The 19,599-nt window shown below is 39.9% G+C and carries 18 protein-coding genes and 1 pseudogene; 4 read left to right on the top strand and 15 right to left on the bottom strand.

Features of this window, described 5'->3' with window-relative positions; all coding sequences use genetic code 11:
• Positions 1-10 precede the first annotated feature (10 nt).
• The 3 genes and pseudogenes from queG to ACFSGI_RS01345 form a co-directional block, all read right to left on the bottom strand.
• Positions 11-1,749: pseudogene (queG, locus tag ACFSGI_RS01355) on the bottom strand (tRNA epoxyqueuosine(34) reductase QueG).
• 25 nt (positions 1,750-1,774) lie between these two features.
• Positions 1,775-2,293, bottom strand: a complete 519-nt coding sequence (lepB, locus tag ACFSGI_RS01350) for a signal peptidase I (protein ID WP_204826589.1) — start codon at positions 2,291-2,293, stop codon at positions 1,775-1,777.
• 153 nt (positions 2,294-2,446) lie between these two features.
• Entirely contained in the window at positions 2,447-2,875 is a 429-nt protein-coding gene (locus ACFSGI_RS01345) for a GNAT family N-acetyltransferase (protein WP_204826588.1), read from the bottom strand.
• A gap of 674 nt (positions 2,876-3,549) precedes the next feature.
• Here ACFSGI_RS01345 and ACFSGI_RS01340 point away from each other — a divergent pair.
• A complete protein-coding gene (locus ACFSGI_RS01340) occupies positions 3,550-4,158 on the top strand; it encodes a superoxide dismutase (protein ID WP_069329434.1) in 609 nt (202 codons plus the stop codon).
• A gap of 77 nt (positions 4,159-4,235) precedes the next feature.
• On the opposite strand, the gene ACFSGI_RS01335 is transcribed toward ACFSGI_RS01340, so the two are convergent.
• From ACFSGI_RS01335 to acpS, 4 genes are all read right to left on the bottom strand, one after another.
• Positions 4,236-5,111, bottom strand: a complete 876-nt coding sequence (locus tag ACFSGI_RS01335; RefSeq protein ID WP_204826587.1) for a DMT family transporter — start codon at positions 5,109-5,111, stop codon at positions 4,236-4,238.
• A 287-nt stretch (positions 5,112-5,398) separates the two neighbouring features.
• A complete protein-coding gene (locus tag ACFSGI_RS01330; protein WP_204826586.1) occupies positions 5,399-5,818 on the bottom strand; it encodes an SMI1/KNR4 family protein in 420 nt (139 codons plus the stop codon).
• Between the two features lie 17 nt (positions 5,819-5,835).
• Positions 5,836-7,227 (bottom strand): A/G-specific adenine glycosylase, encoded by a 1,392-nt coding sequence (gene mutY / locus ACFSGI_RS01325; protein WP_204826585.1) that lies wholly within the window; start codon positions 7,225-7,227, stop codon positions 5,836-5,838.
• Between the two features lie 109 nt (positions 7,228-7,336).
• Complete coding sequence (acpS, locus tag ACFSGI_RS01320; RefSeq protein WP_204826584.1) at positions 7,337-7,732, bottom strand: holo-ACP synthase; 396 nt, start codon at positions 7,730-7,732, stop codon at positions 7,337-7,339.
• A 125-nt stretch (positions 7,733-7,857) separates the two neighbouring features.
• On the opposite strand from acpS, the gene ACFSGI_RS01315 reads away from it, so the two are divergent.
• Positions 7,858-8,688, top strand: a complete 831-nt coding sequence (locus ACFSGI_RS01315; protein WP_204826583.1) for an alpha/beta hydrolase family protein — start codon at positions 7,858-7,860, stop codon at positions 8,686-8,688.
• Positions 8,689-8,832: 144 nt separating this feature from the next.
• On the opposite strand, the gene nadE is transcribed toward ACFSGI_RS01315, so the two are convergent.
• From nadE to ACFSGI_RS01300, 3 genes are all read right to left on the bottom strand, one after another.
• Positions 8,833-9,642 carry an ammonia-dependent NAD(+) synthetase gene (nadE, locus tag ACFSGI_RS01310; RefSeq protein WP_204826582.1) on the bottom strand — a complete coding sequence of 270 codons (810 nt, stop codon included), beginning with the start codon at positions 9,640-9,642 and terminating at the stop codon, positions 8,833-8,835.
• Positions 9,643-9,793: 151 nt separating this feature from the next.
• Positions 9,794-10,228 (bottom strand): BrxA/BrxB family bacilliredoxin, encoded by a 435-nt coding sequence (locus tag ACFSGI_RS01305; protein WP_069329441.1) that lies wholly within the window; start codon positions 10,226-10,228, stop codon positions 9,794-9,796.
• 122 nt (positions 10,229-10,350) lie between these two features.
• Positions 10,351-12,024, bottom strand: a complete 1,674-nt coding sequence (locus ACFSGI_RS01300; protein ID WP_204826581.1) for a two-component system sensor histidine kinase NtrB — start codon at positions 12,022-12,024, stop codon at positions 10,351-10,353.
• A gap of 304 nt (positions 12,025-12,328) precedes the next feature.
• On the opposite strand from ACFSGI_RS01300, the gene ACFSGI_RS01295 reads away from it, so the two are divergent.
• Positions 12,329-13,597, top strand: coding sequence for a BaiN/RdsA family NAD(P)/FAD-dependent oxidoreductase (locus ACFSGI_RS01295; protein WP_204826580.1), 1,269 nt, complete (start codon positions 12,329-12,331; stop codon positions 13,595-13,597).
• Between the two features lie 87 nt (positions 13,598-13,684).
• Here ACFSGI_RS01295 and ACFSGI_RS01290 read toward each other — a convergent pair whose 3' ends face one another.
• Entirely contained in the window at positions 13,685-14,560 is an 876-nt protein-coding gene (locus tag ACFSGI_RS01290) for a glycerophosphodiester phosphodiesterase family protein (RefSeq protein WP_204826579.1), read from the bottom strand.
• Between the two features lie 695 nt (positions 14,561-15,255).
• Here ACFSGI_RS01290 and ACFSGI_RS01285 point away from each other — a divergent pair.
• The gene (locus ACFSGI_RS01285; protein ID WP_204826578.1) at positions 15,256-15,723 is read left to right on the top strand and encodes a MarR family winged helix-turn-helix transcriptional regulator; all 468 of its coding nucleotides are present in this window, start codon (positions 15,256-15,258) and stop codon (positions 15,721-15,723) included.
• Positions 15,724-16,164: 441 nt separating this feature from the next.
• On the opposite strand, the gene ACFSGI_RS01280 is transcribed toward ACFSGI_RS01285, so the two are convergent.
• The 4 genes from ACFSGI_RS01280 to ACFSGI_RS01265 are packed head-to-tail and all read right to left on the bottom strand — an operon-like array spanning position 16,165 to position 19,589.
• Positions 16,165-17,124 (bottom strand): NAD(P)H-dependent flavin oxidoreductase, encoded by a 960-nt coding sequence (locus tag ACFSGI_RS01280; protein ID WP_204826577.1) that lies wholly within the window; start codon positions 17,122-17,124, stop codon positions 16,165-16,167.
• 26 nt (positions 17,125-17,150) lie between these two features.
• Positions 17,151-17,954, bottom strand: coding sequence for an energy-coupling factor transporter transmembrane component T family protein (locus ACFSGI_RS01275; RefSeq protein WP_204826576.1), 804 nt, complete (start codon positions 17,952-17,954; stop codon positions 17,151-17,153).
• Positions 17,947-18,804, bottom strand: a complete 858-nt coding sequence (locus tag ACFSGI_RS01270) for an ATP-binding cassette domain-containing protein (RefSeq protein WP_204826575.1) — start codon at positions 18,802-18,804, stop codon at positions 17,947-17,949. Before ACFSGI_RS01270 ends, ACFSGI_RS01275 begins: the two co-directional genes overlap by 8 nt.
• Positions 18,780-19,589 carry an energy-coupling factor transporter ATPase gene (locus ACFSGI_RS01265; protein WP_204826574.1) on the bottom strand — a complete coding sequence of 270 codons (810 nt, stop codon included), beginning with the start codon at positions 19,587-19,589 and terminating at the stop codon, positions 18,780-18,782. The genes ACFSGI_RS01270 and ACFSGI_RS01265 overlap by 25 nt, the downstream gene beginning before the upstream one ends.
• Positions 19,590-19,599: the final 10 nt, after the last annotated feature.

Below are 19,599 nucleotides of genomic sequence, written 5' to 3'. Positions count from 1 at the left end.
CTGTATAGGATTAGAAAAGTACAGGTTCAATATGATATCCTTCCAGACGCAACAACCATTCTTTGAGTGGCAGACCACTACCATAGCCGACCATCTGCCCATTCATCCCAATCACACGATGACATGGAATAATCAGTGGAATAGGATTGCGATTATTAGCCCCACCTACTGCTCGTACGGCTGTAGGTTGACCGATCTGCTCTGCTATCCATTTATAAGAAACAGCTTTTCCATAAGGGATCATTAACAAACCTTCCCATACCCGACGTTGAAATTCTGTACCTTGCAAATCAAACGACAGATCAAACACCTCTCGCTTTTCGGCGAAATATTGATGCAATTGCTGGACGGCTGTCTGTAAATGAACAGGCGAGTGAATATACTGGTGTTCTCCATACCAACGATTGGCCCAGAGTGTCATCTTATCTTTATTATCGGCATACGCTTTAAAATCTAAACGACAGATACCTTTCAGTGATGTCGTGATTGTGATCACCCCTGTAGGCGCTTGAATTTCATCATAATACAAAGGAGTGATTGCGTTTGTACCACCCGTTATTGGTTGAGATGATATCATCTGTCCTCTCCTTCCAGTATTTCTTTAGCAGTCAGCAAGCGTGCTGTCACTTCTGGATCTGTTTCTTTGGCTAATGCATGAGTTACAGCTTGTAGCGCATATTCTCCACCGATTCGGCTCAGTGCCCACGCAATAGTTCCTCGTAGCTCCGGTCTGGGATCACGATGCAGTAATTCAGTCAATTTGGGAACAGCAGATTTATCGCGAAAATTGCCGAGTGCAATCACTACATTACGTTGAATTGGCTTTTTGCCACGCCAGGCGGCTGATGTATCGCCAAATTGTTCTTTGAACTCACGATTACTAAGATCAAGCATCGGTAACAATAACGGCTTGGCTTTTTCTGGATCAGGACGGAGTTCTTCTTGATGGTTCCAGTTCTTACCTTTGTTCTTAGGACACACGATCTGACAGGTATCACAACCATATAAGCGATTGCCGATTTTGCGCATATGTTCATCTGACAACATCCCTTTGGTCTGTGTTAAAAAAGAAACGCAGATTTGCGAGTTCAATTGTCCCGGCCCAACCAGTGCTCCTGTTGGACAAGCATCAATACATTTGGTGCATGTCCCACAATCTTCGGTTACCGGCGTATCTGGTGGAAACGGAATATCAGTGATCATATCACCGAGAAATATCCATGAGCCCAATGTAGGTGAAATCACTGCACAATTTTTACCGTAAAAGCCGATCCCTGCACGCTGAGCGACTGCACGGTCGGATAACACACCTGTATCTACCATACTTTCAATACGAGCTTCCGGTACTTTTTCACGAATAAAATCTTCTAATCGCTGCATCCGATCACGAAGAACATAATGGTAATCTCTGCCCCAAGCGGAACGTGCCATAATGCCCCGATATTGTCCAGGTTCTGACTTTGGTGGATTTTCCATTTTGGAATGATAGGTGACCGAGATCGCTATAATCGACTTTGCTCCCTCTAGTGCCAGACTTGGATTAATCCGCTTCTCGATATCCGGTTCTTCAAATCCAGATTCATGCCCTTTACGACGATGCTCTTCTAAGACTCCTTTTAGATACAAAAAAGGATCGGCTGTCGTAAAGCCTACATCATCTATTCCCAGCGATGGCGCAGCCTGCTTAATTTCAAGCTTGAGCTGTTCCCATCTGGTTGTTGATTGTTGCAATACTTCTTGCTGCGTCATACACTGTCACCTCCTTTAATACTCTCTATAACAATGCCGTTTGGGATAACGGCCATATAATAAAATCTGCTCGTCCGACAATCTGCGTCAATCCTATCGTACCAAAAATCCGGCTGTCTTTGCTCATTCCTTGATGACGATTATCACCCATCACATAATATTGTCCTTCGCGCACAGTCATAGGTGCCAAATCTGCATCGCCTACTATAGTATCTGTATAAGGTTCCTGTTGCTTGATCTGATTGATATAGACCTGATGATCACGTATCTCAATCGTATCTCCACCTATCGCTACAACTCGCTTAACTAATAATTTGGATGTAGGCTGTGCACCGAGTACCGGATCATGCAAAATAATAACATCTCCACGCGCAGGTGAATGAAATTTATAAATTAATTTATTGATAAACAACCGTTCTTGTTGAACAAGTGTAGGTTGCATCGATTGTCCTTTGACTGTTGAAATATTGAATACCCAACTATTTAATATTCCGAGTATGATTAATGCCCAGACCATCGTCTTGAGCCATTCCCGCCAATACATAATACACCTCATTTAAAATCTGATCCTGTTCTATGTTTATTATACCTTACATTCTCCCTAAATATAGAAAAGCACATCTTTATTCCCATCCGTGTTTCGGAGGGCAAGATGTGCTCATATGTGGATATTACATAAAATTCTTCTCTCTAACCTTTACGCATGAACAGCAACGATACTGAGTTTGTCAAAAGTCTTCAGGACTTTATTTTCTCCATATCCCATTGCTTCGTAAAGTGGTAATACAGCCTTGTTGTGCTCATCGCCAGCGACCATAATTCCACTGACATTGCGTTGCTCAAAACGTTGTTCCATAGCTTTGACAAGTGCTGTACCTACACCTCTGCGTCTAACATCAGGATGTACAGCGATGCGGTAATAACAACCAAAATTCCGATCGATTGTACCGATTAATAGACCTACAATTTCTTCGCCTTGTTCCGCTACTACGATTAGCTCGGAATCCCATGATAATTGTGTGGCGAATGGTCCCATCGTGTTCTCGTAACATTCTTCCGATAAAGCTACCTTCAAAAGTTCTGTAACGAGACTCAAATCACTTAATTTAAAGGAACGAACATTCATACTCCAAACTCCCTTTTCATCAGCTTGATTAAGTACACCCTTATAAAAAAACAAAAAGAAGCACACCCGCTTATAAAAGCGATGCGTCCAACAGTAAAGGATTGCATAAAATCCTAATAATACAAATAGCCCAAAAGACAACAAAAAACTGCAAAAATGTGCAGAATATAACCTCAACGATAATTAAACCACATTTTTCGCCAGATTACACCATTTTTCTTTTGAAAGCGCTTAATTTCGCTGTATTTCACCTATCGATTCCAACTTAAACATAATTTGGTAATGGAAGGATAAGCAAACATATTTATAGATAAACACTTATAAATATTCATACAAATTATTATCTCTCAATTTCAAGTTATATGCAGCACAAGATCTAGTATACCACTACCTAAGCAACCTAACTATAGTTTTTGTCATATTTCGTGTGTTTTCGACTCGTCTGCGAGTTAAAATGGAAGGGTAGACAAATAAAATAAATCGCTCTCAACCCTCGCCACATCAACTTTCTAAACATAAAAGTTGATTTAGTCAAAAATATACGGTTTAATATAGAGTGTAATATGTTTATTTACATAGGGAACCGTTTTTAGCAGTGATTAGTAAGTTGCATTTTTCTTATTCTATCTGCTATCTTTCGTTTCTGAATTCTAAATTCTGGGAGGTATTTTACAATGGCATTCGAATTACCAGCATTACCGTACCCTAACAACGCTCTGGAACCACACATCGACGAACAAACGATGATGATTCACCATGACCGTCATCACAACACATATGTAACTAGTCTGAATACCGCTTTGGAAAGTGCTCCTGAATTGCAAAGCAAAAGCTTGGAAGAATTGATCAGCAACCTGGACAGTGTACCTGAAGGTATTCGTACAGCAGTTCGTAACCATGGTGGCGGACACTACAACCACAGTCTTTTCTGGGAAATTATCGGACCTGACGCTGGCGGCGCACCTACTGGTGATATCGCAGCAGCAATCGATAGTGAACTAGGTGGATTTGAAAAATTCAAAGAAGACTTCGCTAAAGCAGCAACTACTCGTTTTGGTAGCGGTTGGGCTTGGCTAGTTGTTAAAGATGGCAAATTGGCAGTAACAAGTACTCCTAACCAAGATAGCCCGGTTATGGAAGGTGCTACTCCATTGCTTGGTATCGATGTATGGGAACATGCATACTACCTTAAATATCAAAACAAACGCCCTGACTACATTGCAGCTTTCTGGAATGTAATCAACTGGGATGCAGTAAACAAACGTTACGCTGCTGCTAAATAAGAATTAATCTTTTGATTATATAAGCATGACAAAAAGACCTCTTGATTGGTTTATAATCAATGAGGTCTTTTTTTGATTTAGACTACTTTCTTCTGCTTCTGAATACCATTCATTAAGATAATCCCTGCCAAAATCACGAGTAATCCTATAATCGTTCCTACTGTTATCTGTTCATTTAATAACAATACGCCCCACAGAATACCGAACAATGGAACTAAAAACGTAACACTCACTGTCTTGGTAGGGCCTACACGTTCGACCAGATAAAAGTATAATAAATATCCGATAGAAGTCGATAATACAGCTAGTCCCAGGACAGCTAGAATAACCGTCAAAGAAATAGGCGCTGTCGGTACACTAACGATACTAAAAGGAATAAGAATAAGGCCTGCACTTAATTGCTGTCCGATAGATAAAGCAAGCGGAGGTGTTCCGGTAAAAGTAAGCTTGGTATACACTCCACCAATCCCATAAAATAAAGCCGCCATTAACGAAGCTCCAATCGATAACCAGACTTCAACCGTAAATGGAACTGAACTCCACCCCATCAAAACACACACACCTGTAAGCCCGACCAGAATACCTATCACTTTGCGTACAGATAACAATTCATTTAGCCAAAAGCGCGCTACAATTGCTGTAAATAGCGGTGTTGTTGCATTCAAAATCGCTGTTAATGACGCATTAAGATGAATCGCTGAATAAGCAATCAAAGTAAATGGAATCACTGCATTTAATAATCCCAACATCAGATACGATTTCCATTGTTTTCGGAAATTCGGCATTTTGCGCACAATTATCGCGTAGATTAGCAAGACGATACCTGCAATCAATACGCGCAGATCAATAAGCCAGACCGGCCCCAATACAGGAGCCGCTATACGAATAAATAAAAAGGATGCTCCCCACAACGCACCCAATAACAATAAAGCTCCTAACTCTTTGGGATTCATAATAGTGTACCTCCATCTTCTCCAAAATGTTATCTCTCTGTGTACTATGTAATTCCTGTATTCTTTTCTTGATTACAATCCATCTGTCTTTACTATAAAATACACTCTCGCCTAAAACTTTCACTTTCTTGCTTTTATATTTGCTCTGTCCATCTGCTAACCCAAATCAGTATACATATAGATACAACAAAAATAACGTACAACACTAAATCGGTACTGTACGTTATCTTCTCGTTGAAACATTCATATTACAGCGCTAGTGTCTCCTATGACCAAAGCGATCCCGCTTAATAATAAGGCAGATCATCCAGCAATTCAGCAAAGGAAGGGCGACAAGAAATAATAGATTGATCTTCTTCTAACCAGACTACCACTTCGCCGTAATGTTTAGGAGAAAGTCTTAACAAAAAAGAATTTCCTCCGGGATCAGAAGCAAATGGAATACAGACCTCCTGCAATATATCCCACGCATACTGCATATCGATCATCAACTGCTCTATCGTAAACGAACCATGCGTAATCGGCATAAATCCATGAATCAACGGAGCGTATTCTTCTCCATCTACAAATAGCGTTTCTAAATAACCGCCATTATGTTGTAGATAAAAGTCTTTGAATGACTCGGGTAACGGATATTCTATCTTTTGAGCAAAGGTCTGCCATTCTTGCTCGGTTAATGATTGTTCACTTTCCTCTAACGATATCATGGCTATATCGCTCCTTTTTACTTGGCAAAATGCTGTTGTAGAATTTTGAGAAATAGATTAGGAAAAGCATAATTCTTCATATCGTCTGCGGTAATCCAGCGATAATCATAAGCAAAAGCTTCACCGACTAGCGTGCTTGGAACAGCTTGATACACTTCAGGATGTTCGGCAACTGCGTCTTGATGTTCCACTATCAATGTATCATCTAGTTGAAGTTGTTTTTTGATCTTCTGTAAGCTATCCGGTGTAGAACCTGATAATTTGAGTTCTAATGTCGCTTGTTCATATTCTAAAGGATCGATCTCTTTCAAAGACCCTTGAGTCGCTTCTAATGGCGGTGTTGTAGAACTTGTATCGTTAGCAGTCTCTTCGGAATGTTGACCTGTAGCCTGCAATCCAGCTTCATGACAGCGGAATACACGCATCGTCCAATGGATATGGCTAAATGTATGTTCTTCTGTAATCCAGGGTTCTAACGGCTGAATATCTACACCTTCATTATGAATACCATGTGTCAAACGTTTCATCGCTTCTGTATCTGGTAAGTCAGCGCCTGCACCTGCTTTTTTGGAATCGTCAGCAAGAATATGAGGTAATTCCCACATACGTGCAAGTAAGCCGGTAGAAGGGCGCTGGCGAATCAATACCTGTCCTGCACGTTCGCCTGTACCTTCGATTAGAGCAAGTAAGCGATGTTCAGGGCGTGGTGGTTTGGATTTGGTTTTGATCGGCAAAATAAGTTCCATACCATTCATTCGACCTTCACAATGCTTCATCACCGGACAAGTTAGACAACCTGGTGATTTGGGCGTACATACCATCGCACCCAGTTCCATTAACGCTTGATTGAAATCCGAAGCACGACCACGTGGAATTAACTCTTTAGCGAGCACTTCCATTTTGACTCTAGTAGGCCCTTTGGCAATATCATCTTCCAAGCAGAAATATCTGGATAAGACACGCATCACATTTCCATCGACTGCTGGAACAGGCACACCGTAAGCGATACTAAGGACTGCACCTGCTGTGTAAGGCCCTATTCCTTTAAGTGCAGATATTTCTTCCGGTGTATTCGGTACAATGCCTTCATGGCGCTCTACTACTTGTTGCGCTGCTGCTTGTAGGTTGCGTGCACGCGAGTAATAACCGAGCCCTTCCCAGCTTTTGAGCACTTCTTCTTCCGGTGCAGTCGCCAATGCTTCTACTGTAGGGAATTTCTCAATAAAGCGAGTGAAATAAGGAATCACTGTTTCAACACGCGTCTGTTGCAACATAATTTCAGATATCCAGATATGGTAAGGATTGCGGCTTCGTCTCCACGGTAAATCACGCTTGTGCTCGTCGTACCACACTAACAACTCACGACTAAAATAAATTTTGGCTTCTTGTTGTAATGCTAGATTAGACATAATACTCTCCTTCAGTGATCGAATATTGACTCGACCAGATATGATGTAGAATCGTGTTGTTTATATGATGCTATATAATATTCAATGTATATTGATCTTTTGTATCTTTTTATCTTTTCTCAATCACTGCAAAAGCAGAAGCAAGTTCTGTCTGATGAGAAATACTGACATGCATCTGGTAATAGTCAGCTTCATCTTTTAACCCTAATCGTTCCCATGCTTGAGCTGATAGTGTTACCGTAGGCTTGCCTGTAGCATCCGGTACAATTTCAATATCAACAAAACTCAATACAGCGCCAATTCCACAGCCAAATGCTTTAGAAATCGCTTCTTTGAGAGCAAACCGACCAGCTACAAATTCGTATAATTTGGCTCCTTTGGTCTGAGCAATCTGACGTTCGGCTGGTGTGAGAATACGATCTATAAATTTTTGCCCATGTGCACCACTAACAATCGTAGTCACTCGTTTGATTTCAAGAACATCATGTCCTATACCATAAATCAAAATACGTACCTCCTGCACATTCTAATTTCGCATACTTCTATTGTACCATTGCTTACACTTTGACTGCCAAGCGCTTTGAGGATCAAGTTCTTTGGGTAAGTAATCATTAGAAGGAGGTAATGATGATGTCTAATTCATTCACAATCCCCGGAGCAGACGGGGCAGTCATTCGTTGTACTCGCTACCCTGCTAAACATGAAGTACGAGCTGTTATTCTGATCGCTCATGGTTATAAAGGATTTAAAGATTGGGGGATGTTCCCTTATGTTGCCCAGCAATTGAGCAGTATTGGTGATGTGATTACATTTAACTTTTCACATAACGGTATCGGCGAACAACCCGAAGAGTTTACAGAACTTGAATTATTTGCTCATAATACGTATGGTTTTGAACTGGAAGATTTATCGAACTTGACGAATTATATAAAAGAACAACCACAATATCAAGAATTGCCTTTATTTGTACTTGGACATAGTCGTGGAGGTGGAACCAGTCTGATTCATGCACTGGATCATCCAGATCAGATTGCAGGTGTATTATCATGGAACGGGATCAGCGATCTGCCAAGTCTTTTTACCACCGAACAGAAAAAAGAAATGCTCACTGCGGGCAGAAGCTATATTACCAATGCGCGTACAGGTCAACAGATGCCACTGGATCGCAGTATTATTGATGATATCGAACAACATCGTGAACAATACGATCTACTGCATCGTATCACAGAAGCCGCTTTGCCTATTATGCTTGTACAAGGAACCGAAGATCATCCTCACTTACTGGAAGGTTCGCAAACGTTATTAAATGCGAATCCTTCGATTAATTATGTTGCTATTGAGGGCGGTAACCATATGTTTAATACACAACATCCATTTGTTGGCTCGACGGCTCAATTGGATCAAGCGTTAGAAGCTAGCAGTACATTTATTCGTAGCGTGATCGGTAGCCGTTTGGATTGATCTATACAGATATTTGGTTCTTCCTCTAAAAAACTACAAAACAGCGTTCTTTCCACCTTTGATTAAGGTAAAAGAACGCTGTTTTTAATGTATATTTAAAAAATCTATACTTATGTTGGGGCTTGATTAGATATTAATAATGATTTAGATTCCTGGAATTGGATCACGTTTGTGAGCAGTACGTTTGTAATAACTTTCAAGACGCTCTGCTGCTGCTGGATCAATACTTTTACCTTCTAGATAGTCACTATTGTCGTTGTACGTAATACCTAGTTCGTCTTCGTCTGTCTGATCTTCCCACAACCCAGCAGAAGGAGCTTTATCCAGAATCGATTGAGGAACAGCCATATGTGTAGCTAACTGACGAACTTGACGTTTGTTCAGTGTACTTAGTGGTGTAATATCTACAGCACCATCGCCATATTTAGTGAAAAAGCCTGTGATTGCTTCAGAAGCATGATCTGTTCCTACTACTAACAAATTTAATTCATTTGCCAGTGCATATTGAGTCACCATACGTGTTCTGGCTTTGATATTCCCTTTAGCTTGTGGAGTGATTGGATCTTGAATATCGATACCAGGCAAGACTTTATTGACCAGATCAGTAATAGCATCTACACCGCTTTGCACGTCGGTTTCTACCGTATGCTCAAGCTTAAATGCCTCACCAACTGCATAGCTATCAGCGATATCGGATTGTTGTCCATAAGGTTGATATACACCAAGTGTCATGTATTTTTTACCTGTCGATTCACTAAGCTCATCGGTTGCTTGTTTGCATAGACCAGCGGCAACAGCGCTATCGATTCCACCACTAATCGCAATCAGTAGACCTTGTGTACCTGATTTTTGAATATAGGACTTCAGAAAATCAACACGCTTGCGAATCTCTGCATCCGGTTCAATCGTAGGTTGAACGCGTAAATCATCAATAATTTGCTGTTGTATACTCATCTTCATTTCCACTCCTTTGTTTATTCTGTATTACATGTTTACCCATTCCATTCTATTCATATCAGCGAAAAAAAACAAACGTCCTCCAATTTTCAGCTTCGCCGAAAAAAGCAGGACATTTGATGATGTTTATATAAACCATGCGGTTAGCTTACAGGCAATATTTTTCGAATGCATCATTTAATGCATAAGCAATATCTTCTGCCGAGTTGTTTTCAATCTGGTGACGCTCAATAAAGTGAACTAATTCTCCATCTTTCATCAAAGCAATCGAAGGCGAAGACGGTGGGAACGGTGCGAAATACTCGCGTGCTTTGGCTGTTGCTTCTTTATCTTGTCCTGCAAATACCGTATACAAATGATCCGGTTTTAATTCATTTTGAAGAGCTTGAGCAACGCCTGGACGACATTGACCTGCTGCGCATCCACATACCGAGTTCACAACAACCAGTGTTGTTCCTTTTTGGTCAGGAAGATGTGCTTCCACTTCTTCTGGAGTACGAAGTTCTGTAATACCTAGTGTAGTAAGTTCATCCCGCATCGGTTGAACCATATCTCTCATATATTGATCAAAAGACATTGACATTGTTATTCACTCCTTACTTTTAATAAGCGTTAAGTTATATTATACAGTCATGTGTGCTGAAAGCAAGAGACAGAATAGAATACTTGTTAAGACAATACTGGATAGAAAGATTTATAAGGACTTTAATCGACCTGATCAGAAGAAGAATCAAAAGAAACAATAAAGGTGGTATTGACACCTTGTTGTGATTCTACTTGAATCCGTCCATTATGGCGCTCTACAATACTCAAACATAGTGATAATCCCAAGCCAGTTCCTTTTGATTTGGTCGTATAAAAAGGTTCAAATAACTTTTCTAGCTTATCTGGAGAAATGCCCGGCCCGGTGTCTTGAATACGCATGGTGACTTCATTGCCATTACAGTGAGTCTCGATCCGTAGCTCGCCTTTATCCTCCATCGCTTCCATCCCATTACGTGCTAAATTCAGAATCAGTTGTTTGATTTCTTTGGAATTTAAATTCAATTCAGGGATATCTTGACCTTGTACAAATACAATACTTTGTCCGCGTAGATTAGCATCTGCCCATAATAACGGAAGTAACTCTTCTATAATAGAATGTAACGAAGTCCGTTGCTTTTCAACTACACGATTTTGCGCCAGCGACAAAAAGTCGTTAATAATACTATTCGCTCGATCCAGTTCATCCATCACAATCACATAGTAATGATCTAATGAAGGCGGGCTTTTTTCTTGCATCAACTGTAAAAAACCTCGCACAACCGCCATAGGATTGCGAATTTCATGCGTAATACTCGCAGCCATTTTGCCGACTAGACTCAATTGTTCCACATGATTTAGTTCATTTCGTAACTGTTCGATCTCTGTGATATCCTGACTCAATATAACTACACCGGATAGTTCTTCTGATGGTGTAAACAGAGGCACTATATTCACATAAAATGAACCGTACCCCAGACGAAGTAATTGGTTAATTGTTTCTTGCCCTGCTTGAGCTGCTTTTGTTAGCGTAATGATTTCGTGCAACCCTGGCGTAATCCCTTCCTTATTTAATTCAGTTAACTGTAAACCGATCGCAGACTCTGCTGTAATATCAGGAAAAGAGCGTTTCATCAATTGAAGAGCACTTGCATTAATAGCAGTGATTCGTCCATTTTCGTCTAAAGATGTAATAATCAAAGGCGCTACATTTATAATCTGACGCAATTTTTCGGCTTCCGTAATAAATTTATTCGATAAACGTAACATTTGTCTGTTCAATTGCTTCTTCTCTATAATACGTTCAATCGCTTGTACGCAATAATCCCCTGCTCCTAACGCTGCTACAACAATCATAACAACAATGATCCAGAGCTCTGTATTCATAGGTAATGTATTTTGAGTTAACGTAGAAACAATCATTGATAATACAGCGCTTAACAAAATCAATATCGCAACAAATAATCGCTTTGTCTTTAAAGTAGCTGTGCGAAAGCGTAAAGAAAAGATACAGATAAATGGAAATAATAATAAGCCAGTATCAATTAATAATCCTGACCAATTCCACCGATCGTTAAACAAAAAATACATAATAATCCCTAAACCCAGCAATACTGTACCCCGAAGAGGTCCTATATACATCACTCCTACGATCAATGAAACGACACCCATATGAAGAGCGTAAGGAGATACACTATATATCGAGAAAAACCAACAAATCATTATACTAATAGCGAAAGAAAACACGACCACAGGAGAATACCCACGCCATGCCAATCGCCCATTATGCAAGGAATCGTACCCACTGCGTTCAATAACGCCTAAAAAGAAAAAAACAGCAGATCCTACAGCCAACATTTGCAGCAGAATTTCCTTGACGACAATGATAATGACGTGTCCCTCCTCTACAACTGTCCTATTTCGATTAAAGTATATCAGATACCATATTACAATATATAGTACCTTACTCCAAGATTTTGAAATCCTATACTCAATACCCTTGATATCTACTATTATAAACAATAACGTGCTATTCATTATTTTTGAATACTATTTGTGAATTGTGCTCCTTTCCTACATGTATTAGTGGTATATTGAAAAAGAACGATTCTTTCAGATGAAAAGAGTCGATTCCTATTTTTAATACAAAGGAAAGATATATGTGATATACGATATTATAGTTATTGGTGGCGGTTCAGCCGGCTTAATGGCAAGCGTCGCAGCAAGTGAAGACGGTGCTCGAGTATTACTGGTTGATAAAGGAAACAAATTAGGACGCAAACTCGGTATTTCTGGTGGTGGACGTTGTAATGTCACTAACGCAAAAGAAATCGACGAATTGATCAAATACATTCCGGGTAACGGACGTTTTTTATACAGTGCACTCGCTAATTTTAGCAATCGTGATATTATGAGCTTTTTTGAAAATATGGGTATTCAGCTTAAAGAAGAAGATAACGGCAGAATGTTTCCGGTGTCTGACAAAGCCAAAACGGTTGTCGATGCTCTGGTCAACAAAGTTCGCTCGCAAGGCGTAGATATTCGTACAAATAGCCCTGTTGATGAAGTGCTATATGATCAAGGACAAGTTGTTGGTGTACGGCTTCGCTCTGGCGACGTATTTAAAAGTCGAGCTGTTATTATTGCAGTAGGCGGTAAGTCTGTACCTCAGACAGGTTCTGAAGGCGATGGTTATGCCTGGGCAGAACAAGCAGGGCATACGATTACTGACCTTTATCCTACTGAAGTTCCGATGACTTCACCAGAATCGTTTATTCAGAGCAAAGAACTACAAGGATTATCTTTACGTGATATCGGCTTAACCGTCTGGAATCCAAAGGGCAAAAAGCTCATTTATCATGATGGTGATATGATCTTTACTCATTTCGGAATATCCGGGCCTACTGCTTTGAGATGTAGTCAATACGTAGTCAAAGCACTCAAAAAATTTCCGGTGACTTCGATTATGGTGACACTCGATCTATTCCCTTCCAAATCGGTAGATGAAGTATATCAAGAAACACTGGCTTTAGCAGAAACGGATTCAAAAAAAGCGATCAAAAATGTATTAAAAGGCTATTTACCGGAACGAATGATTCCATTGATTTTGAGCAAATCAGGATTAGCGGATGATATTACTTTCTATAATATTCCTCGTCAATTGTGGTTAGAGATGGCTAAATTAATCAAAGCATTCCCGATTGCTATGCATGGTACACTATCGATCAAAGAAGCTTTTGTGACCGGTGGCGGTGTAAACCTTAAAGAAGTTGATCCCAAAACGATGGAATCGAAATTGATGAATGGACTATATTTTTGCGGTGAAGTGTTGGATATTCATGGCTATACAGGTGGATATAATATCACTGCTGCTTTTACAACAGGTTATAACGCTGGCAAAAGTGCAGCTCTTCAAGCTAGCTTGGTGTAATCATTATATACTGCATTTCTTGATACACAAAAAGAAGCTTTTCCTTGAATACGGGAAAGCTTCTTTTTGATATATTACAAGGGTGATCTATTCATTCAGGTACGTATACAATCCTTCAGGATCATCAGTCTGAATCATATTAACACCGCGACGAATATGCCAACCCCATCCTTCAGATACATCTACTCTAGAAATAATATCAGAATGCCCGCCACATATTGAATCCCACATTGTATTCGTCCAAATCCGGCAACCATTCTGCTTGATTCGTTCTAATACTTCTATAGATATGCGCTCCTCTTCTTCATGTTCAAAACAAATCTCGAACGCTTGTGGATGTACCATAGCACAAATATAATCAATTTCGTTGACCATCTCAGAGTTAGAATCGTCGATAATCTGCATATACAAGGGCGGTTCTATTTTATTGTTTAGAAAAGAATGTACTTCTTCCGGGCTGGCTGTGCTTTTGAATAACGCTTGCGATACAGTACCGGTACGCAACAATACTTCATATACCTGCTCTCGATAATCCCAGCATTTATCTAAATTAATCATTACTTTATTTTTGGTCAAAATTAAAATTTCTTCTAATGTAGGAATACTGTAATTGGTTAAAGGTTGATTGGCTCCACCTTGATACTGACGTAAGCGTAATTCTCGTAACTGCCGAAAAGTCATCTGACCAATATCCCCTGTTCCATTGGTCATTCGATCTACAGTCTCATCATGCATCAGAATCAAAACTCCGTCTAACGTCTGCTGAACATCGATTTCTATCATATCGGCTCCAGCCACGATAGAATATTGAATCGCTGCCAATGAATTCTCAGGTGCTTGCTTCCAATTTCCTCGATGCACTGTCATCATGACCCGACCATTATGATCCCAAAAGCTAGACAAAATTTCTGTTAAAGAAGAGTCGAACGGTTGTTTTCTTGGCATCGCTGTATGATTTCCCATTTATTATCATTCCTCTTTTGTTTTATTCACTAGAATAAATTACATCTCACCTGAGTTGATGTCTGCGTTATAACTGATCTTTATACTGTAATCAATAAGAGTCAAAATCAGTAGATAATTGATCTCTTTTTGTGTAAATTCATTTTTTGAATTATAAACAGCTTATACACAAATTAGTACCAGATATTAAGGTTTTACACACAAGTTATCAACAGGTTGTGAACAGATTGAGGATAGATTTCAGTAAAATAATTCCACACTATACATCCAAAAATATAATTATACAGATGAAGTAGGGGATAAATTGTGGAAAACTGCTGATTTACAGTGATTTTGCTATATATTATATTCATATCTTGCATATATTGTCCGTCATTAACCTTATTCTTTATTTATACACATAGTTATCAACAGTATTTATCCACTTATACACAGTTAACACACAGCTAATATTTCATCAAAAAATCACTTTTTATGTAAAAATGATGTTTCAAAAATCGTTATCCACAATTTATACCGTCATTGTTCGTTTGATTGGAATTTAATATTTAAATTTAATATTTAAAAAGTCTACCATTGTGACAAATCGCATGTTTTTTCAAAAAAATTACCCGTAAAATAGATTTATATCCAATCCATTAATTCATTTGATGAATATATTCCACACTATTATGCCTAGAAAGGGTGACTTTATTATGATTAATATGTCCATGAATGATACTGAACAATCGATGCACCTTTACCGCGTTTTTGCCAAAGCTTTTAAAAGTTTGAGTGAACATGCTGTAGCTGGAAGTAAAATTGAAGGCTTCAACTCTACTGCTTTTGCTGTAATGGAAGTTCTTTATTTTAAAAGCGCCCAACCGATTCAACAAATTGGTGCCAAATTATTACTACAAAGTGGTAATGTGACTTATGTGATCGACAAGTTAGAACATAGCGGATTGTTACGCCGTCATCCTTGCCCTACCGATCGTCGCGTGATCTATGCTGAATTGACTGATGTAGGACGTGCTGTTATGGATGATATTTATCCAAAATACGAAGAACGTCTAAATTATGCGTTAAGCGGTCTGAATTTTCAGGAAAAAGAACAAATGATTTATTTGCTCAAAAAATTAGGTATGGAAGCAGAACGTTTGTCTCCTGCTATGCGTAAATAAGTAGCTTGTACGTTAGCGTACGAATTGCAAAAAGGATCATTCCCTATTTTCTCCATCTTGTTTTAGGAGAGAATGCGAAATGATCCTTTTTTGGGTTTTGTTTTTGGAAATGGGGGAGGGTGGGGTGGCGCTATGGGGAATAATCGTTCTTGTCGTCGCTGGTGTAAGCTGATCCCTTGAATAACCGCTTTGCGGTAGGGATTAGCTTACAAAGGCGAGCGCTTCGCTCTTTCAGAACGATTATTCCCCTCCGCTTCATATTGTGGATGGTGGCATTTCAAGAAAAATATAGACCTTTGGGGCGGTGGGGACAGGGAAGTGAATATCAAAACGACTATAAAAATAAATTTCAAAAGTGTATATGTTTGTGAATCATATTTAGATGTGGCAATAGACTTGTAGAAATAAAACTATTGTTCATTATAGTGAATAGTTTAGGTGTTAAATAGACCACTTTTGGCGGATGTCTTGGGCTTCTTGGATCATTCGTTGGATGAGTTCAGAGACGGTTGGGATGTCTTTGATTAGACCGATGACTTGTCCTGCCCAGGCGAATCCTTGTTCAGGTTGGTCGTCGTAAATCCAGCGTTTGTTAGCTTCTCCGCTGATATAGGATTTTAGCGCCTCATAGGTTGGTGTGACTTGTTCAACTTGTAGTATTTGATTGGTATAGTCGGTGCGTAATACTCTGGCTGGTGCTTTGATTGAACGTTTGATAATAACGGTATCGGATGCGGCGCTGTCTACCAGTGCTTTTTTGTAGGAAGGTGACGCATGGATACATTCAGTGGTAGCGATAAAGCGTGTGCCCATTTCAATTCCTTCTGCACCTAGCGCATGAGCAGCCATCCAGCCTCGTCCGTCTCCGATTCCTCCTGAAGCCACTACCGGAATCTGCACAGCATCCACAACTTGCGGAACCAAAACCATTGTACCGACATCATCAATACCTAGATGTCCGCCTCCTTCTTGTCCAACCACAATCACAGCATCAGCGCCTAATTGCTCGGCTTTTTGAGCTTGTCTCGGTGAAGAGACTAGCACTAATTTTTTGATGTCTGTTGGTCGTAACATATCAAGTACAGGTGCCGGATTGCCTCCTGTAATAGATACAACAGGTACTTGTTCATCGATAGCGACCTGTACTCGATCTTCATAACCAAATCCATATTGCCCTATCGCAAAATTCACACCAAATGGCTTATCCGTTAATGTACGCAGACGACGAATATCTTCGCGTAAAGCTTCAGCATCTGGCAGACTCATAGCTGTGATTTGTCCGAGTCCACCTGCATTACAGACTGCGGCGGCTAGATCAGAGTATCCCAGATACGCAAGTCCTCCTTCGATAATCGGATATTCGATTTGCAATAACTCTGTGATTCTTGTTTTCCAGTTCATAGTAACCATCCTTTTGTAATATGCGTCTATCTATTCATTATATGTAATAATAACAGACTCACAGCAAATACGATGGCGATAACGATCACTATATAATCTATAGACTGCAATTGAAGGTGTCGATACGATGTTCTTCCTTTGCCATTTCCATAAGCACGCGCATCGATCGCATCACTTAAATGTTCGGCACGTTGCACAATAGTAAATAACAGCGGAACCAGAATAGGAATATACGCTAGTATTCGTTGCGAGAATCGCAGTGTTGTTATATCATATCCCCTTGCTTTTTGCGCTAATAAAATACGTTCCAATTCTTCCAAGATTGTTGGGATAAATCGAATAGCAATCACGATCATAAGCGAAAATTGCTCAACAGGTACATTTAGCTTAGACAGCGGTGACATTAACTTTTGTAACCCATATGCTAATGTCAAAGGGGGAGTCGTCAGCGTTAATATGGCTGCCAGTACAATCAATAATACTATGCGCCATACAAAACGTACCCCGTTCTGTAGACCTTCTGTTGTGATCTCAAGCCATCCCCATGACCAGACAATATGCCCCTGTGTAAATAATATATTATATACAAGCGTGAACAATAAAATGATCCCTAGCGGCTTAAATCCACGCCAAAATACAACAACCGGAATACGCGTTAAAAAAACCGCTCCGATAACAAATACACTGGCAATCAGATAGCTAAATGCTGTATCCAAACTAATAAAGCTAAGCATCACTATCACCAAACTTATTAATTTGGTTCGTGGATCTAAGCGATGAAAGACCGAATGCGTTTCTATATATTGACCGATAAGCACCTGATTATTCATCATTCGGTTCCTTTCGATGCCACAGCGGTAAGATACGGGCAAAAATATCTTCTTCCCGACAACTATCCACCTCAATCTTCTGTCCGTAACATTGTTCGATCAACTGAAGTAACTGAATCGATTCTGGCAATATCAGTCCACTTTGTTCTAATAGATGCGACTGCTCAATCAGCAAAGTAACCGGATCATACTGACCTATCAATACACCTTGATCCATTAATATAATTTCATCTGAATATTGAGCTACATCGTCCAGATGATGAGATACCAGAATAAGGGTGCGATTATCTTGCTGTTGCCATTTTTGTAAATACTGTAACAATGTTGCTCGACCTACAGGATCAAGACCTGCGGTAGGTTCATCGACAATCAATACTTGCGGATTCATCATCAAGATCGAAGCGAGAGCTACACGTCTTTTTTGTCCGCCACTCAATTGAAAAGGAGCTAACTCTAGCACATCTTCAGACAGGCCGACTTGGGGCAAAATCTCTGCGATTTTTTGCTGAATTTGTGAACTCGACCAGCGTTGCTGTTTCGGTGCAAATGCTAATTCTCTCGCTACAGTAGTCTCAAATAATTGATGTTCTGGATATTGAAAAACATATCCAATCTCAGGTCGAACTTGTAATCGCCCTTTGGCATCTTTGGATACTGGTTGATGATCTATCTGATATTCTCCTTGAATAACAGGAATTAACCCTTTCAATACTTGCATCAGTGTGGACTTGCCTGCGCCTGTCTGTCCAATCACTGAAATCCATTTGCCAGCTTCAATCGTACAATTGATATCTTGTAGCGCATCATGTTCTTGATAACGTACACTTACATGTTGGAGTTGATAGACCATTGTCTACGAATCGCCTCTTTCCAATCTGTTGCCACAGGAGTTGTCAATTGCAATTGACGGTGAACATGTACAGCAAATGGAAGCTGTAATTGATAATCAGCGACAGGTATTTCATCAAAAAAAGAGATCGGTGCTCCATCGAATATCAGTCGACCTTGATCGATCAGCACTACTCGCTGTGCTGTCAGTACTTCATCCATATGGTGTGTAATATGAATAATAGTGATTCCTTGTTGATGTAGCTGATGCATAATTGCAAGTATCTGCTTTCTGCCCTGCGGATCAAGCATCGATGTCGCTTCATCGAAAATAATCATCTGTGGACGCATCGCTAATATGGCGGCTATCGCTACTCGTTGCTTTTGCCCACCTGATAATTGATGAGGTTGTGCATCAAGATAAGATTCCATCTGTACCGCTTGTAATGCTTCTTGTACACGATGTTCCATGTCCGCGCGCGGTACAGCTATATTTTCCAAACCGAATAGTACTTCATCCCTTACAGTTGTAGTGATAAATTGATCTTCTGGATTTTGAAAAATATAGCCAATCTGTTGCCTGATCGCTGACAGTTCATTGGGCTTGGACGTATCCCATTCATTCCAATGTACAGCGCCTTGCTTGGGCAAAACCAAGCCATCGATTAACTTGGCAAGCGTCGACTTGCCACAGCCATTAGCACCCACGATAGCTACAAATTCACCTTGAGAGATAGTCACACTGATATCATCTATAATAGGTTGTCCTTTTTTATAATAAAAATGAACATGATCCAATCTAAGCATAAATTCACTT

Origin of the sequence: Paenibacillus nicotianae, from assembly GCF_042681745.1 — a bacterium.
GTDB lineage: Bacteria > Bacillota > Bacilli > Paenibacillales > Paenibacillaceae > Saccharibacillus > Saccharibacillus nicotianae.
Note: the sequence above shows the minus strand (reverse complement) of the source record. Positions and strands in the feature narration are given on the sequence as shown.

Coding starts and splice junctions, on each gene's coding strand:
- nadE (WP_204826582.1), bottom strand. CDS start 9,642: ATGAGTATACAACAGCAAATTATTGATGATTTACGCGTTCAACCTACG.
- ACFSGI_RS01345 (WP_204826588.1), bottom strand. CDS start 2,875: ATGAATGTTCGTTCCTTTAAATTAAGTGATTTGAGTCTCGTTACAGAA.
- ACFSGI_RS01290 (WP_204826579.1), bottom strand. CDS start 14,560: ATGGGAAATCATACAGCGATGCCAAGAAAACAACCGTTCGACTCTTCT.
- ACFSGI_RS01280 (WP_204826577.1), bottom strand. CDS start 17,124: ATGAACTGGAAAACAAGAATCACAGAGTTATTGCAAATCGAATATCCG.
- ACFSGI_RS01330 (WP_204826586.1), bottom strand. CDS start 5,818: ATGATATCGTTAGAGGAAAGTGAACAATCATTAACCGAGCAAGAATGG.
- ACFSGI_RS01285 (WP_204826578.1), top strand. CDS start 15,256: ATGATTAATATGTCCATGAATGATACTGAACAATCGATGCACCTTTAC.
- ACFSGI_RS01300 (WP_204826581.1), bottom strand. CDS start 12,024: ATGTTGGCTGTAGGATCTGCTGTTTTTTTCTTTTTAGGCGTTATTGAA.
- ACFSGI_RS01315 (WP_204826583.1), top strand. CDS start 7,858: ATGTCTAATTCATTCACAATCCCCGGAGCAGACGGGGCAGTCATTCGT.
- lepB (WP_204826589.1), bottom strand. CDS start 2,293: ATGTATTGGCGGGAATGGCTCAAGACGATGGTCTGGGCATTAATCATA.
- ACFSGI_RS01340 (WP_069329434.1), top strand. CDS start 3,550: ATGGCATTCGAATTACCAGCATTACCGTACCCTAACAACGCTCTGGAA.
- ACFSGI_RS01305 (WP_069329441.1), bottom strand. CDS start 10,228: ATGTCAATGTCTTTTGATCAATATATGAGAGATATGGTTCAACCGATG.
- mutY (WP_204826585.1), bottom strand. CDS start 7,227: ATGTCTAATCTAGCATTACAACAAGAAGCCAAAATTTATTTTAGTCGT.
- ACFSGI_RS01275 (WP_204826576.1), bottom strand. CDS start 17,954: ATGAATAATCAGGTGCTTATCGGTCAATATATAGAAACGCATTCGGTC.
- ACFSGI_RS01265 (WP_204826574.1), bottom strand. CDS start 19,589: ATGCTTAGATTGGATCATGTTCATTTTTATTATAAAAAAGGACAACCT.
- ACFSGI_RS01335 (WP_204826587.1), bottom strand. CDS start 5,111: ATGAATCCCAAAGAGTTAGGAGCTTTATTGTTATTGGGTGCGTTGTGG.
- ACFSGI_RS01270 (WP_204826575.1), bottom strand. CDS start 18,804: ATGGTCTATCAACTCCAACATGTAAGTGTACGTTATCAAGAACATGAT.